The sequence below is a fragment of the Mesorhizobium sp. M7D.F.Ca.US.005.01.1.1 genome (genome assembly GCF_003952545.1).
GTDB lineage: Bacteria > Pseudomonadota > Alphaproteobacteria > Rhizobiales > Rhizobiaceae > Mesorhizobium > Mesorhizobium loti.
Genome location: NZ_CP034453.1, coordinates 3,915,409 through 3,929,419, shown reverse-complemented (window position 1 = coordinate 3,929,419; position 14,011 = coordinate 3,915,409). Strand labels below are relative to the sequence as shown.

General features: G+C 62.6%; 11 protein-coding genes. 4 read left to right on the top strand and 7 right to left on the bottom strand.

Annotated features, from left to right (window positions below; all coding sequences use genetic code 11):
• Positions 1 to 60: 60 nt before the first annotated feature.
• From nagZ to EJ076_RS18725, 4 genes are all read right to left on the bottom strand, one after another.
• The gene (gene nagZ, locus EJ076_RS18740; protein ID WP_056581993.1) at positions 61 to 1,080 is read right to left on the bottom strand and encodes a beta-N-acetylhexosaminidase; all 1,020 of its coding nucleotides are present in this window, start codon (positions 1,078 to 1,080) and stop codon (positions 61 to 63) included.
• A 132-nt stretch (positions 1,081 to 1,212) separates the two neighbouring features.
• On the bottom strand, positions 1,213 to 4,554 hold the full coding sequence (locus tag EJ076_RS18735) for an SPOR domain-containing protein (RefSeq protein WP_126068891.1): 3,342 nt from the start codon (positions 4,552 to 4,554) through the stop codon (positions 1,213 to 1,215).
• Positions 4,555 to 4,657: 103 nt separating this feature from the next.
• Entirely contained in the window at positions 4,658 to 6,415 is a 1,758-nt protein-coding gene (gene argS, locus EJ076_RS18730; RefSeq protein ID WP_126068890.1) for an arginine--tRNA ligase, read from the bottom strand.
• Positions 6,416 to 6,490: 75 nt separating this feature from the next.
• Entirely contained in the window at positions 6,491 to 7,705 is a 1,215-nt protein-coding gene (locus tag EJ076_RS18725) for a deoxyguanosinetriphosphate triphosphohydrolase (protein ID WP_109668849.1), read from the bottom strand.
• A 105-nt stretch (positions 7,706 to 7,810) separates the two neighbouring features.
• Between EJ076_RS18725 and erpA the strand changes: the two genes are divergently transcribed.
• Genes erpA through EJ076_RS18705 form a run of 4 tightly spaced genes read left to right on the top strand, consistent with a single transcriptional unit; the run spans position 7,811 to position 9,739 of the window.
• Positions 7,811 to 8,158 (top strand): iron-sulfur cluster insertion protein ErpA, encoded by a 348-nt coding sequence (erpA, locus tag EJ076_RS18720; RefSeq protein WP_027024881.1) that lies wholly within the window; start codon positions 7,811 to 7,813, stop codon positions 8,156 to 8,158.
• Between the two features lie 2 nt (positions 8,159 to 8,160).
• The gene (locus EJ076_RS18715) at positions 8,161 to 8,556 is read left to right on the top strand and encodes a VOC family protein (RefSeq protein WP_109668846.1); all 396 of its coding nucleotides are present in this window, start codon (positions 8,161 to 8,163) and stop codon (positions 8,554 to 8,556) included.
• A gap of 17 nt (positions 8,557 to 8,573) precedes the next feature.
• The gene (xth, locus tag EJ076_RS18710) at positions 8,574 to 9,368 is read left to right on the top strand and encodes an exodeoxyribonuclease III (protein ID WP_126068889.1); all 795 of its coding nucleotides are present in this window, start codon (positions 8,574 to 8,576) and stop codon (positions 9,366 to 9,368) included.
• Positions 9,369 to 9,421: 53 nt separating this feature from the next.
• Entirely contained in the window at positions 9,422 to 9,739 is a 318-nt protein-coding gene (locus tag EJ076_RS18705; RefSeq protein ID WP_164548680.1) for a hypothetical protein, read from the top strand.
• Positions 9,740 to 9,787: 48 nt separating this feature from the next.
• On the opposite strand, the gene EJ076_RS18700 is transcribed toward EJ076_RS18705, so the two are convergent.
• The 3 genes from EJ076_RS18700 to EJ076_RS18690 all read right to left on the bottom strand — a co-directional run bounded on the left by EJ076_RS18700 (position 9,788) and on the right by EJ076_RS18690 (position 13,848).
• Positions 9,788 to 10,627 carry a tetratricopeptide repeat protein gene (locus EJ076_RS18700; RefSeq protein WP_126068887.1) on the bottom strand — a complete coding sequence of 280 codons (840 nt, stop codon included), beginning with the start codon at positions 10,625 to 10,627 and terminating at the stop codon, positions 9,788 to 9,790.
• Positions 10,614 to 12,338 carry a dihydroxy-acid dehydratase gene (ilvD, locus tag EJ076_RS18695; protein WP_109668840.1) on the bottom strand — a complete coding sequence of 575 codons (1,725 nt, stop codon included), beginning with the start codon at positions 12,336 to 12,338 and terminating at the stop codon, positions 10,614 to 10,616. Before ilvD ends, EJ076_RS18700 begins: the two co-directional genes overlap by 14 nt.
• Before the next feature lie 289 nt (positions 12,339 to 12,627).
• Positions 12,628 to 13,848, bottom strand: a complete 1,221-nt coding sequence (locus EJ076_RS18690) for an OmpP1/FadL family transporter (RefSeq protein WP_109668838.1) — start codon at positions 13,846 to 13,848, stop codon at positions 12,628 to 12,630.
• Positions 13,849 to 14,011 lie beyond the last annotated feature (163 nt).

Here is a 14,011-nt window from a genome sequence, read left to right as displayed (position 1 = left end):
GTGCGGCCTTTGCGGCCTTGCTTTCCAATGTCTCCGCCACCGCCTGTCACTTTCCCTTTGCTATGCCACCGCATCGAAGTAGGTGGCGAATTCGGCACGAATTTCGGTTTCTTCGACCGTGTCACGGTTCTTTATATAGGTCAGCGCCCGCTTTGCGCGCTCCAGCGACGTGCCCTCAAGCCCCGTGGTGCGCGATGCAATGCCTGCCATCTCCTCGAAAACGCCATTGCAGTGAAGGACCAGATCGCAGCCCGCCGCAAGGATCGAGGCCGCCTTTGTCGGGAAATCCCCAGAAAGTGCCTTCATCGACGTGTCGTCGCTCATCAGCAGCCCGTCAAAGCCGATTTCGCGCCGGATGATCTCGTCGATGACCTTGCCGGAGGTGGTCGCCGGATTGTTGGGGTCGATCGCGCTGTAGACGACATGCGCCGTCATTGCCATCGGCAGATGGTTGAGCTCCCGGAACGGGGCGAAATCATGCCGCTGCAGATCGCTGAGCGAGGCGTTGACCACAGGCAATTCGAAATGCGTGTCGGCAAAGGCACGTCCATGGCCCGGAATATGCTTCATGACAGGCAGCACGCCGCCTGCCATCAGCCCTTCCGCCGCGGCACGGCCAAGTTCAATCACCGGTCTTGGGTCCTTGCCATAGGCGCGCGCGCCGATGACATCGCTGGCGCCCTCGATCGGCACGTCGAGCACCGGCAGGCAATCGGCGGTGATGCCGTAGCGCAGCAGGTCGAAGGCATGCAGCCGCGCCATCAGCCAGGCCGCACGCGCACCGGCATCATGGTCGTCGCGCCACAGCGCGCCGAGCGCGCCGCCGGCCGGATAGTTCGGCGCCAGCGGCGGCCGCAGGCGCTGCACACGGCCGCCTTCCTGGTCGATGAACACCAGCGCGTCCGGACGCCCGATACAGTCGCGCATCGAGGCGACCAGATCGCGGATCTGTTCGGTCTCGCCGATGTTGCGCGCAAACAGGATGAAGGCCCATGGGCATTCATTGCGATAGAAATTGATTTCTTCGCGGGTGAGAGATTTCCCGGCACAGCCGAGGATCATGGATTTTGATTCGGTCATGTCAGGAGTCTAAAGCTTCACGCGATCAAAGGGAATCATCCGGATCACAAGCGGTCAAACGTCGGATCTGCTTTCCCCATGAAAAAAGCCGGCGCGGTGACCGCGCCGGGTTTTGATTGGGTGGCTCAGGCTTTAGCGCGAGACGAAACAGTTGCCGCCGGCGGCCTTGTAGCTGGTGCACAGATTGATCGCGTCATTGCGCGACTGCGCCGGAACCCGCACGCGGTAGAACGTGCCCTTGCCGGCGATCTCGGCCTTGACGATGTTGGCGGTACGCCCGGCGAGCACGCTGCCGTAGCGGCGCTGCAGGTCCTGATAGCTGGATTGGGCGCTTTCGACCGTCGGCTGTGAAGCGATCTGCATCGACCACGAACCACCGCCGGTCGCGGTCGATGCCGGATCGATGGATGCAACCTGATCGGGCTTGACCTCGCCGACGACGTCGACCGGCTGGTCGGACGGGCGCTGCGGCGCGAGCGGAACCTTGGCCGGCGTGTTGGCCGACTGCGCCTTGGCCTCAGCCTTGGGCTTGGCCGCCGGCTTGAGAGCCGGCTCGTCGTCCGCCTGGGCGGCTGCGGGCGCCACGGTGCCGGTCTGGTCCGCATCGGCCTGCGCCGACGGGGCAACATGCTGCGGCGCCGGGTCGACCGGCTCCGTTGCGGCCACTTGCGGGGCGACGGGCGCCGGATCTTCACGCGGCACCAGCGAACCGTCCGACTTGACCACCATGGTCCTCACCTTGCGCGGCGCAACAGCGACGACATCGGCATTGGTGCCCTTGTCGGCTTCCTGCAGCACCTGCGCGATGCGATCCTCGGACTTGGGCGCGGCCGCCATGTTGTCGGCCGAAGCGTCGCCGGCCGTTGGCGCGGCGTTGCCGACATCGGTGCCAACGGCACCTGCGTTCTGGTCCGGTGAAAGATCGATCGCGCGGGCCGGATCCTTCGCCTGGACGTCCACCGGCTCTTCGGTATTGGTGACCAGTTTTTCCTGGACCGGCTCGGCGGGCTTCGCGCCCCTGACCGCGTCGTAGACCTTGTTGTCCTGGTTCGGCACCACGGCACCGCCCGGATTCTCCGGCTTGACCTTGATCGGCGCGTTGTCGGCCTTGACTATCACCGGCGCATCGCTGCCGCCCTTGCCGCCGAAAGACAGCGCAAAGGCACCGAGGCCGCCCGCCACCGCCACCGCGCCGACAATCGCGGCAATGAACAGGCCACGCCCGCGCGAAGGCCTCGCGGCCTCGCGCTCGCCGAGACCCGGAACAGCCATTGCCTCGTCGAGTTCGGGATCATAGTCCAGTTCATCGACGGTGAAATCATCCGCCTGTGAAACCGGCTGGCTGCCGGGCAGACTGTCGAGATCGAAGCCATCAGAGGCATCGGCATAACCCGTGGGCGCCGCCGCGCGGGCAGACACGTCCATCGGCCGCGCCGCATATGTCCGCGCTTCCGGCTCATAACCCGGCTTGACGCTGTCGTAGCCAGGGCTGACGCTGTCATAGCCCGGCTTGAAGCCCGTGGCGTAGGAGTCATCATCGTAAGATGCGCCGGCAACGCTGCCTGCGGGAGCGGCAGCGACCTCCACCGCGTTCATCTCGGAGAGAAGGCTGGAGAACTCGGCGTCGAGATCGTCATAGCCAGACGTCGCCGGCTGATCTTCCTCGAAGTGCAGTTCCGGAATATCGAGATCGTCCGCCAGCGCAACGACACGCTCGGGCACATCGACGGTCTCGACATCGGGCATGTCTTCGTAACGCGCGGGCTGGCGGGATTGCGGCGCCGATACAGGGGCTGCGGGCGTGACGGTCTCGACCGGCTCGGCCGAACGGTAGGCAGTCGCCGCGGCGACTGCCGGCGCTGCGGCCATGGATGCCATCGAAGCGGCCGGCTGAGCGCTAAACGCAGGCTGAGCGCTGAATGACGGCTGCTGCGGAACCGGCGTCACGCGGCTCCACGAACGGGCCGGCTCTGGCGGCGTGGAACGTTCCGCCAGCCAATCGAGAGAATCCGCCGAATTGTCCCGGGCCACCTCACGCGGGTCAAGGCTTTTGGCCAAAGCCGCGTCGAACGCATCGTTGTCGAAACCGACATCACCTTGCCCGGCAGCCTCCGAGCCCGAATCCATGCCCTCAACTTCATCAAGCAGAAGATCGTCGAGATTCACGTCGGCCGCTTGCGCATCACCAAGGTGCTGAGGCTGCTCAGGCGAAGATTCATCAAGATCCCAGTGGAGGTCGCCGACAAGTTCGGCCGGTTCTTCCGCGGTCTCTGCTGCTTCGGCAGGCGGCGGGGAGGCGACAGCTGGCTGAGCAGTGGCGGGCTCGCTGGCCATGGGCACTGCGCGCGCCGTCATGGCGCCCAGCAGCGCATTCAACTCGTCTTCCAGGCTTCGTTCGTCCGCGATCGGGGCTTGCACCGGCTCGGCCACCTCAGCGGCTGGCGCCACCGGCTTGACGGTAGCGGCCGCAACCTCTGTGACCGGCTCTTCGATCGTCTCGGCAAACGAGTCGTCGAAATTCAGGTCGAAAGCATCATCCGACGCGCCTTCGGGGCTAGAAATCTCGCCCTTCGTGTCAGCGGAATCGGCAGGCATGTCATGCGCTTGCGGCTCATCGAATGCGACCGGCTCATCCGAGCGACTATCGAAATCCATGTCGACATCAGCCATGGCGTCGTCGAAGTCGCCGGCAAGATACTCACCGGAGATTGCCTGGGCATCACGCGCAGCCGCCTGCTCCGGCATGGGATACTCGACGGGATCGGCAGCCGTGTGGGACTGTTCCACCGCCGAATGGTCGTCGAGCATCAGCTCGTCTTCGAGCGAGATCGCAACCGCATCGTCGAATTCATGATTGGAAGCCGTCTCGACTGAAGCTGGCGCGTCGGCGACGGCAACCGGGTGCCGGGCCTCTTCGGCTTCCTCATCGATCCGGAAGTCCTGGTCGAGCGACGCGGCAAGCTCGTCCGCCATCGGCTGATCGTCCTCGAAGGGCGAGACATCCTCAAGTGAACTGGCGACGGCATTGTCGAAATCAGACTCGAAAGCCGGCTCGACAGACGGCAAGGTTTCAGCGGCGGCCGCATGGCTGGCGCCGGCTGCTTGGTCGTCGACTTCGTCCAGATCCAGATGGAAATCGTCGTCGAGCGACACCGAAAGCTCGTCGTCCATTGCGCCGGCGTCAGCCGCTTCGAACGCCGGCTCATGTCCGAATCTCGGCTCATGGGCCCCGGCAACCGGAGCGGCGTCTCTGTCGTCAGCGCCGAACTCGCCCATCATTTCCTTTTCGAGATCGATATCGAAATCGCCCTCTTCCGCCACGTGGTCGACGGCGGGGGCTTTCGGCTGGGCGGGCGATTGCGGCTTGACCGGCTGGCGCGGGTCGAACCCCATGATCCTGGTCAGTTCCGCGAACGGATCATCGTCAGCGATGTCGTTGTTGTCGGCTACTCTCAGCTGGGTTCTGTCTGCCATTATTGTTCCCGAACTCGCACTCATTCGGACGCCATGGACGTCGCGTAGGGTTGGCCCTTACCAGCGCAATGTGGGCAAAAGGTGACAGGTTATTTAGTCAAACCTAACGCATTTCGGTGGGCGCGGCGGCTCCGATCAACGTCAGGCCGGACGTCAAAACGTCCGAAACAGCCTGCACCAGCCCTAGTCTGGCATGCGTCAATTGTCGGTCGTTAACCTTAACAAAACGTAAGTCCGGATTATCCGTGCCACGGTTCCAGTGTCCGTGGAAGCTGGAAGCCAAATCATAGAGGTAGAATGCCAGCCTGTGCGGCTCGAGCGCAAGTGCCGCTGACTCGATCAGACGCGGGTACTCGGCAAGCTTGCGGATTAGGCCGATCTCGCCCTCGTCGGTCAGCAAAGCCACGGCGGACGCCAGGCTGTTGCGGTCGAAATTGGCTTCGCCCAATTGCTCGCTCGCCTGACGGAACACCGAATGGCAGCGCGCCGAGGCATACTGCACATAGAACACCGGATTGTCCTTGGACTGCTCGGTCACCTTGGCGAAATCGAAATCCAACGGTGCATCGTTCTTGCGGTAGAGCATCATGAAGCGTATCGCGTCGCGGCCGACCTCCTCCACCACTTCGCGCAGCGTCACGAAATCACCGGACCGCTTCGACATGCGCACCGGTTCGCCATCGCGAAACAGTTTCACCAACTGGCAAAGCAGCACGGTGAGCTTCAACTCTTCGCCGGCGATCGCCCGCGCCAGGGCTTCCAGCCGCTTGACGTAACCGCCATGGTCGGCGCCGAGCACATAGATCAAGTCGACGAAACCACGATCGACCTTGTCCTTGAGATAGGCCACGTCGGCGGCGAAGTAGGTGAATGAGCCATCCGACTTGACCAGCGCCCGATCCATGTCGTCGCCGACCGCGGTCGAGCGGAACAACGTCTGCTCACGGTCCTCCCAATCGTCGGGCTTCTCGCCCTTGGGCGGCGGCAGCTTGCCCTTGTAGATATGGCCTTTCAGAGTCAAATCGTTGATCGCCGAGCGAATCTTCTTGGCATTGTCGGCGTGCAGCGTGCGCTCGGAGAAGAACACGTCGTGATGCACGTTGAGCATCGCCAGATCCTCGCGGATCATCGCCATCATCGCATCGATGGTGCGGTCCTTGACGATGGCGAGCGCCTCATAGTCCGGCATCTGCAGAAGCGAGCGGCCGAATTCCGTGACCAGCGCCTGACCGACTGGCACCAGGTAATCGCCGGGATAGAGGCCGGCAGGTATTTCGCCGATGTCGTCGCCAAGCGCTTCGCGGTAGCGCAGGAATGCGGAACGGCCGAGCACGTCGATCTGCGAGCCGGCATCGTTGATGACATATTCCTTGGTCACGTCGTAGCCGGCGAAGGCCATCAGATTGGCGAGCGCGTCGCCGACGACAGCGCCCCTGCAATGGCCGACATGCATCGGCCCCGTCGGATTGGCCGAGACATATTCGACATTGGTCTTCCTGCCGCCGCCAACCGTCGAGCGGCCATAGTTGCGGCCCTCGCCAAGCAGTGCGGTCAGATGTGTCTGCCAGAAGCCGTCCTTGAGCCTGAGATTGACGAAACCAGGACCGGCCACCTCTGTCGCGGCGACATCCTTGTCGTCGCGCAGCGCTTGCGCCAGTCTTTCGGCCAGTGCGCGCGGATTCTGGCCGGTGGGCTTGGCCAGCACCATGGCCGCATTGGTCGCCAGATCGCCATGGCTGGCGTCGCGCGGCGGCTCGACGGCAATGCGCGACAAATCCGGCGAAACGCCATCATTGTCTTTCAGATCAAGCGCTTCGACGGCTTTTATGATTCGCGCGGTGAAATCGGCGAAGATGTTCATTTGTGTGACTCTGGGGTCTGGCTCTGGCGGCTTTGCAGCGAATCCGGCTCGTTGGCCGGCAAAATCGAGCCCGCCCTAGCTCAATTCAGGCGTATGGTCAAACAAACGCCGGTGTTCCTTGAGCGCGTAGGTGTCGGTCATACCCGCCAGGAAGTCGGCAACGCTGCGCGCCTTGATGCGATCGTCGGCCCGATCCAGCCCCTCGCGCCAGCCGTCCGGCATGGCTCGCGGATCGGCGAAATAGGCGTCGAACAGCTGCTTGACGATCTGCTCGGCGTCCGCGCGCACCCGCATCACCTCGGCATGCCGATAAAGATGCTTGTAGAGAAAGGCCTTCAGTTCCTTCTCCAAGGCGGCCATTTCCGCGGAAAAGGTGACCATCGTCTCGCCCGCCGCTCTCACCGCGTCGGCGCTCTGCGGCTTGATGCGCTCCAGATTAGCTGACGTGGAGACAATGACATCCTCGACCATGGCTGTGATCTGCCGCCGCATCAGTTCGTGGCCGGTGCGCACGTCATCGAGGGAAGGATAGCGTGCGCGCACGCCTTTCAGAATGGTTCCCGGCAGCGAAACCGTCTCCAGCATGTCCAGCGTCAGCAGCCCCGCCCTCAACCCGTCATCGATATCATGCGTGTTGTAGGCGATATCGTCGGCGATCGCCGCGCATTGCGCCTCGATGCCGGCAAACCGGTCCAGTTCGAGATCATGCAGCTCAGAGTAATCACGGATCGCCTGCGGCACCGGCCCTTTCAGACCCTTGCCGTTGGCATCCGTCAGCGGTCCATTGTGCTTGACCAGGCCTTCCAGTGTTTCCCAGGTCAGATTGAGCCCGTCGAATTCGGCGTAGCGCGCCTCCAGCCTTGTCACGATGCGCAGCGATTGCGCGTTGTGGTCAAAGCCGCCCCAGGCGGCCATCTTCTCGTTCAGCGCGTCCTCGCCGGTGTGGCCGAAGGGCGTGTGGCCGAAATCATGCACCAGTGCCACCGCCTCGGCCAGATCCTCGTCGCCACGCAGCGCCCGTGCCAGGGCGCGCGCGATCTGAGCCACTTCGATCGAATGGGTCAACCGGGTGCGGTAGTGGTCGCCTTCATGCGCGATGAAGACCTGCGTCTTGTGTTTCAGCCGGCGGAAGGCCGTCGAATGGATGATGCGGTCACGGTCGCGCTGGAACGGCGTGCGTGTCGGGCTTTCCACCTCGTCGAACAGTCGTCCGCGCGACTTTGCCGGATCGCAGGCATAGGCGGCGCGTGGCCGATAACCGAATCCTATGTCGCCCAACTCATTGGTCATGGCTGATGCTGCCGCAGTTGACTTGGTCTAGATAATTTGGGTCTAGTTGACTTGGCCCCTCGCGCTTCATACCTATCATGTGAAACCGAAAGCAAGGTGACGCCCATGGGCGCTGATGCCAAGACTGCCATGAAAGTCGATATGACCGAGGCCGCCGCCAGGCGGATCGCCAAGATTGTCTCGGGCGAGGCCGGCAAGACTGCGCTGCGCGTTTCGGTCGAAGGCGGCGGTTGCTCGGGCTTCTCCTATAAGTTCGACCTGGTCGATACTCGCAATGACGATGACGTCGCCATCGAGAAGGACGGCGCCACGGTGCTGATCGACGATCTGTCGCTGGTCTATATGGGCGGCTCGGTAATCGACTTCGTCGACGATTTGATGGGCCAGTCGTTCCAGATCCGGAACCCGAATGCAGTCGCCTCCTGCGGCTGTGGCACGAGCTTCTCCATATAGCCATGCCTGCCATCGGCGCGGTCCGTCAGATCGCGCTGGCGGCCGGACGCAACCTCGACGCCACGCTGGCTTTCTGGCGCGACGTACTCGGTATGGCTGTCCACGCGCGCTTTGATCCGCCGGGCATCGCCTTCATCATGGCCGGCGATATCAGGCTGCTGTTCACCGACGGCATACCGGCCGGAACCGTCTATCTCGACATATCGGGCCTTGACGACTTCCATGCCTCGGCGGTCGCGGCGGGCATGCCCTTCACCGCGCCGCCGACGCTTGTCCATCGCGACACCCAGGGCCAGTTCGGTCCAGCAGGGGAAAGCGAATGGATGGCCTTCCTAAAGGACCCGGCTGGCAATACGATCGGATTGGTCGAACGCCATCCGCCGCAAGAGCCCAACTGAACAGCATCGAGACCGTCATGAAAATCGTCACCTGGAACATCAACGGCGTCCGCGCCCGCATCGGCAACCTGACCCATTGGCTGACCGAAAGCGCGCCCGACATCGTCTGCCTGCAGGAGATCAAGACCGTCGACGAGCAATTCCCGCGCGCCGAGATCGAGGCGCTTGGCTACAACGTCGAAACCCATGGCCAGAAGGGTTTCAACGGGGTCGCCATCCTGTCGAAATTGCGCTTCGATGAAGTCAATCGCGGCCTGCCTGGCGACGATGCCGACGAGCAGGCGCGTTTCATCGAAGGCGTTTTCTCCACCGACAAGGGCGCGCTGCGCGTCGTCTCGCTCTATCTGCCGAACGGCAATCCAATCGATGACGAGAAGAAGTTCCCATACAAGCTGTCTTGGATGGCGCGGCTGGAGCGCTGGGCGCAGGAGCGACTCAGGCTTGAAGAGGCCTTGGTACTGGCCGGCGACTACAACGTCATTCCCGAGCCGATCGACGCGCGGTTTCCGGAGAACTGGCTGGGCGACGCGCTGTTCCAGCCGCAGACGCGGCAATCCTTCCGGCGGCTGCTCAACCTTGGCTTCACCGAGGCGGTGCGCGCGGTCACCGACGCGCCCGATACATATACGTTCTGGGACTATCAGGCCGGCGCCTGGCAGAAGAACAATGGCATCCGCATCGACCATCTGCTTTTGTCGCCGGAAGCCGCCAACCGATTCTCATCGGCCTCGATCGAAAAGCATGTGCGTGCCTGGGAGAAGCCGTCCGATCACGTGCCGGTGGCGATTGATCTCGCGCTGCAGCCGGCCTGACAGCGGCTAAACCCTCATATCGCCACATTTCGCGCCGTTCATTGCGGGCCAGCATGGCGGCTGGGGTTCCCATGACCATTCGATTTTCTCTTTGTCCGATCGGCCTGGCATTTGCCATGGCCGCACCTGCGGCGGCACTTGCCGACCAGGAATGCCTGGCCAATGGAAAATCCTACCAGCTTGGCCAGGTCGCCTGCCTGACGGTTGCCGAGCAGAGCCATCTGGCCCGCTGCGACATGGTGCTCAACAACACGTCGTGGACGAAGGTCGGCGACAGCTGCCCCGCAAACACGATGGCGCCGCACCTGCACGTCACGCCGATCTCAACGCCGGCTCCCAGCATGGTGCCGACGGAGCCGACCGAGAACTGATCAAGATCGAAATCGAGTGCTTTTGGCGAGGCCAGCGCGGCCGCGAGACTACTGGTCCGCGTTGCCGCCTTTGGTGAGGATGTCATCAGCCAACGAGATCGCGGTGCGGCGATCGGCCTCGCCGGCGGTGGCAAATGCCTCCTCCTGCATGCCGCGAATCCACGGCTGATCGGCCGGCGAAGCGCGTTCGAGCGCTGCCGTCATCATCGCCAGGCCGCGAACGATCTTGCCGCTCTGGAACAACAGGTGGCCCAGCGTCGCCTGGGCGCCGGCATGACCCTTTTCAGCAGCGAGCTGGAACCAGCGCCCGGCCTGCTTGACGCTGGCCTTCACGCCGCCCTCGCCCTTCAGGAACATCTGCCCCATTTCGAACTGCGCGTTCGGATTGCGATAGTTGGCGGCGGCGCGCATGTAATATTCCTGGGCCGCGACCTCGTTCTCGGTGACCGGACTGCCGGGAATGCCCTTGCGCAGATAGTCGCCAAGCGCCACCAGCGCATCGGAGACATAGCTTTCCTCGGGCGAGCCGGGCTCGACATCCTGGTCGACGATCTCCGAGAAGAACTTGAACGCCTCATAGTCGTCGCGCGCCACGCCATCGCCCTCGGCATACATGCGGGCAAGCTTCCAGGTGGCACCGATCTGGCCGTTCTCTGCGGCGTATTTGTAGGCCTCGGCGGCCTGTTCCTTGTGGCCGTTCTTGTAGGCGGAGAAGCCGAACTGGAACACCGCCCAGGGGCTGGATTGCGGCTTCACGCCGGTCTTGTCGTCGAACACCTTGTCGTCGAAGGCCATGGCCTGGCCTACGGCGCCAAAGGTCGCGCCAAAAGTGGCGATCACGACCAGTGCCGAAAAGACAGACGACCTCAACAACTCAGATGTCCGCATAGCAATGTGTTTCTTTCGCACCGCCCGGATGGGTCACCGCGCCATCGCGCGCCGGCCCTACCGTCTGTGCATATTTCCATATCGCGCCCGACTGATAGTCTGTCGTGCGCGCCTTCCATGTCTTTGCCCTCGCCGCCAGTTCGCTATCGGACAACGCCACGTCGATCGTGCCGTTCACCGCGTCGATCGAGATCACGTCGCCATCCCTGAGCAGCCCGATCGGACCGCCCACGGCTGCCTCGGGGCCGACATGGCCGATGCAGAAACCGCGCGTCGCGCCCGAGAAGCGCCCGTCGGTGATCAGCGCCACCTTGCCGCCCATGCCCTGGCCGTAGAGCGCTGCCGTCGTCGACAGCATCTCGCGCATGCCAGGACCGCCGCGCGGCCCTTCGTAGCGGATGACGAGAACCTCGCCTTCCCTGTAGTTGCGATGCGTCACCGCCTCGAAACATTCCTCTTCCGAATCGAAGCAGCGTGCCGGGCCGGAGAACTTCAACTCCGCCATGCCCGCGACCTTCACGATCGCGCCTTCGGGGGCAAGGTTTCCCTTCAAGCCCACGACGCCGCCGGTTTGGGTAATGGGTCTGTTGGCCGGGCGGACCACATCCTGATGTTCATTCCAGGCAACGTGCTGCATGTTTTCGGCCAAAGTGCGGCCAGTCACAGTCAGGCAGTCGCCATGCAGATAACCGTTGTCGAGCAGCGTCTTCATCAACAGCGGAATACCGCCGGCCTCGAACATGTCCTTGGCGACATATTTGCCGCCCGGCTTTAGGTCGGCGATGTAAGGTGTCTTCTCGAAGATCTTGGCCACGTCGAACAGGTCGAACTTGATGCCGGCCTCGTGCGCGATCGCCGGCAGATGCAGTGCTGCGTTGGTCGAGCCGCCGGTTGCCGACACCACGGTCGCCGCATTCTCCAGCGCCTTCAACGTGACGATGTCGCGCGGCCGGATATTTTTCGCGATCAGCTCCATGATCTTTTCGCCCGAGGCGAAATTGAAACGGTCGCGCATCTCGTAAGGTGCCGGCGCGCCGCAGGAATAGGGCAGCGCCAGGCCGATCGCCTCGGCAACGGTGGCCATGGTGTTGGCGGTGAACTGGGCGCCGCAGGAGCCGGCCGAAGGACAGGCGGCCTGCTCGATTTCAAGCAGTTCAGCATCGTCGATCGTGCCGACCGAGTGTTGGCCGACCGCCTCGAACACGTCCTGCACGGTGATCTGGCGGCCGCGATAGCTGCCGGGCAGTATCGAGCCGCCATAGATGAAGATCGACGGCACGTTGAGACGCACCATGGCCATCATCATGCCGGGCAGCGACTTGTCGCAGCCGGCCAGGCCAACCAGCGCATCGTAGCAATGGCCGCGCATGGTGAGCTCGACCGAATCGGCGATGACCTCGCGCGACACCAGCGACGACTTCATGCCCTGGTGGCCCATGGCGATGCCATCGGTGACGGTGATGGTGCAGAATTCGCGCGGCGTGCCGCTGGCGGCCGCGACGCCTTTCTTGACCACCTGCGCCTGACGCATCAGCGAGATGTTGCAGGGTGCCGCCTCGTTCCAGCATGACGCGACACCGACCAGCGGCTGCGCGATCTCGGCCGCCGACAGGCCCATCGCATAGAGATAGGAACGGTGCGGCGCACGCGCCGGACCGACGGTCACATAGCGGCTGGGGAGCTTGGCCTTGGAAACGACTTTGGCGTCCATACTCTTCCTTGCCGCGGGCGGTGCGGCCTGCCCCATCGCCGAGCCTTTTGGCGCGTGTCCCGAGACAAGATCGAGGTGCGCCGGGTTTATGGCGGGAAATGGGCAATTTCTTCAGCCTGACTTCTAGCGCAGGGGTTGTTCAGAAAGTGTTGCCAAAACGTCACAATCGCACGAGGCGAAAGCGGTGCGGCTAATATGCAACGCCGCTTGGATGAGAGGATCGCAGGCAATGCCAGCTCAATAGAAAAGGCCGGGCGTTGCCCGGCCTTTCGTCTAAATTTTCAAAAGCTTAGAACTTGATCTTGAGACCACCGGAAATCGCAGTGACCAGATCATTGCCGAAATCGTAGCTGACGTCAGTGCCGGCTGGATAGCCATTACCATCAACCAGCACTCCAGAATGGCCGCTGGTTAGCACTCCGACAGCGCCGGCGAGACGCAGTTCGATATTGGGTCTTGGCGTGTAGGCAACACCGCCGCCGAACGTCCAGGTATCGGTCTGGTCGCCGTAGCCATGCGACGTGCCACGATCCCACGAAATCTGCGCGGCGCCGCTCCATTGCTCATTGAATTGGTGACCAATGCCGGCGGTAACCGTCCAACCATCACGGTACATCAGGTCGAGCGACGTCAACCTGATCGGATATGGGGAAACCGTTGTGCATCCAAGAGGCTTGGTCGCCTGCGAGCAAATCGGAACGCTCTGCAGCACACTCCAATTAACCCATTTGATCGAACCGAAGGCGAGCCAACCGGGCGCAATGCCAGACTGCAATTTCAGTTCCAACGAATCCGGCATCGACTCCGTCGGAGCATAGATGTCAGCGATGCTGCCACCGATGTTCAGAGTACCCGCGATATTGTCGAGCTTCACCTGCGAATTGTAGACGAGGCTGGCGCGCAGCGCGATGTCCGGAATTTCGTAGGCGATGCCGGCGCGCCAACCCCAGCCACTGCTATCGAGATCCACCCGGCCAAGCGTAGTGCCTAGAGCCGGGCTGGCATAGCTCTCCTTGAAGCCATAGACTTCCTGGTAGAACACGCCGCCAATAAAGCGAAGCTGCCCCTTGCCGACATCCATCTTGTAGGAGCAGGTGCCAGCATAGTTGTTGCTTTTGATTTGGGTGTTGATGTTGGAATAGGAGCCGTTCCAGATGCCGGGGTTGGAACTGGCCCCCCATGGCTGCGAATAATCCACCAGACAGTCGACATCATGACCAAGCGAGGCCTTGAAGCCAACATAGGGCACCCAGTAGCCCTCGGTGTTACGGGCCGAGCTCTTGCCCGTCAGCCCTCCACCGGATGTATCCACCGCGTTTTTGAGATCACGTTGCGGCATAACGTAAGTCGCACCAACGTCTGAAGCGAACGGTGCCGGATCAAACAGCAGGTCGATGTCGTAGCCACCGCGCTCCAGGCCGCCGGCATGCGCCGGGCCGATCGCCGTTCCGATCAAAGCCAGCGAAAAGCACCCTGCCCCCAGCAGCGCTTTCAGACGCAGATTGTTCATGAGTCTCTCCCCGAATTCGAGCACAACCCAAGCAAGAACCAATTCGCCTAGGTGACGCAACAACGATTTCAAGGGGCGTACACGTACATATTCGCGGAGCGCATTTTCAACCTGATGCCACCGAGTCTAAAAGCACCCGTCTGCGCGCATGCATTGGCAAGAA

Bases quoted from the DNA above. Each gene is read 5' to 3' on its own strand.
- nagZ (WP_056581993.1), bottom strand. From the start codon at position 1,080: ATGACCGAATCAAAATCCATGATCCTCGGCTGTGCCGGGAAATCTCTC.
- EJ076_RS18735 (WP_126068891.1), bottom strand. From the start codon at position 4,554: ATGGCAGACAGAACCCAGCTGAGAGTAGCCGACAACAACGACATCGCT.
- argS (WP_126068890.1), bottom strand. From the start codon at position 6,415: ATGAACATCTTCGCCGATTTCACCGCGCGAATCATAAAAGCCGTCGAA.
- EJ076_RS18725 (WP_109668849.1), bottom strand. From the start codon at position 7,705: ATGACCAATGAGTTGGGCGACATAGGATTCGGTTATCGGCCACGCGCC.
- erpA (WP_027024881.1), top strand. From the start codon at position 7,811: ATGGGCGCTGATGCCAAGACTGCCATGAAAGTCGATATGACCGAGGCC.
- EJ076_RS18715 (WP_109668846.1), top strand. From the start codon at position 8,161: ATGCCTGCCATCGGCGCGGTCCGTCAGATCGCGCTGGCGGCCGGACGC.
- xth (WP_126068889.1), top strand. From the start codon at position 8,574: ATGAAAATCGTCACCTGGAACATCAACGGCGTCCGCGCCCGCATCGGC.
- EJ076_RS18705 (WP_164548680.1), top strand. From the start codon at position 9,422: ATGGCGGCTGGGGTTCCCATGACCATTCGATTTTCTCTTTGTCCGATC.
- EJ076_RS18700 (WP_126068887.1), bottom strand. From the start codon at position 10,627: ATGCGGACATCTGAGTTGTTGAGGTCGTCTGTCTTTTCGGCACTGGTC.
- ilvD (WP_109668840.1), bottom strand. From the start codon at position 12,338: ATGGACGCCAAAGTCGTTTCCAAGGCCAAGCTCCCCAGCCGCTATGTG.
- EJ076_RS18690 (WP_109668838.1), bottom strand. From the start codon at position 13,848: ATGAACAATCTGCGTCTGAAAGCGCTGCTGGGGGCAGGGTGCTTTTCG.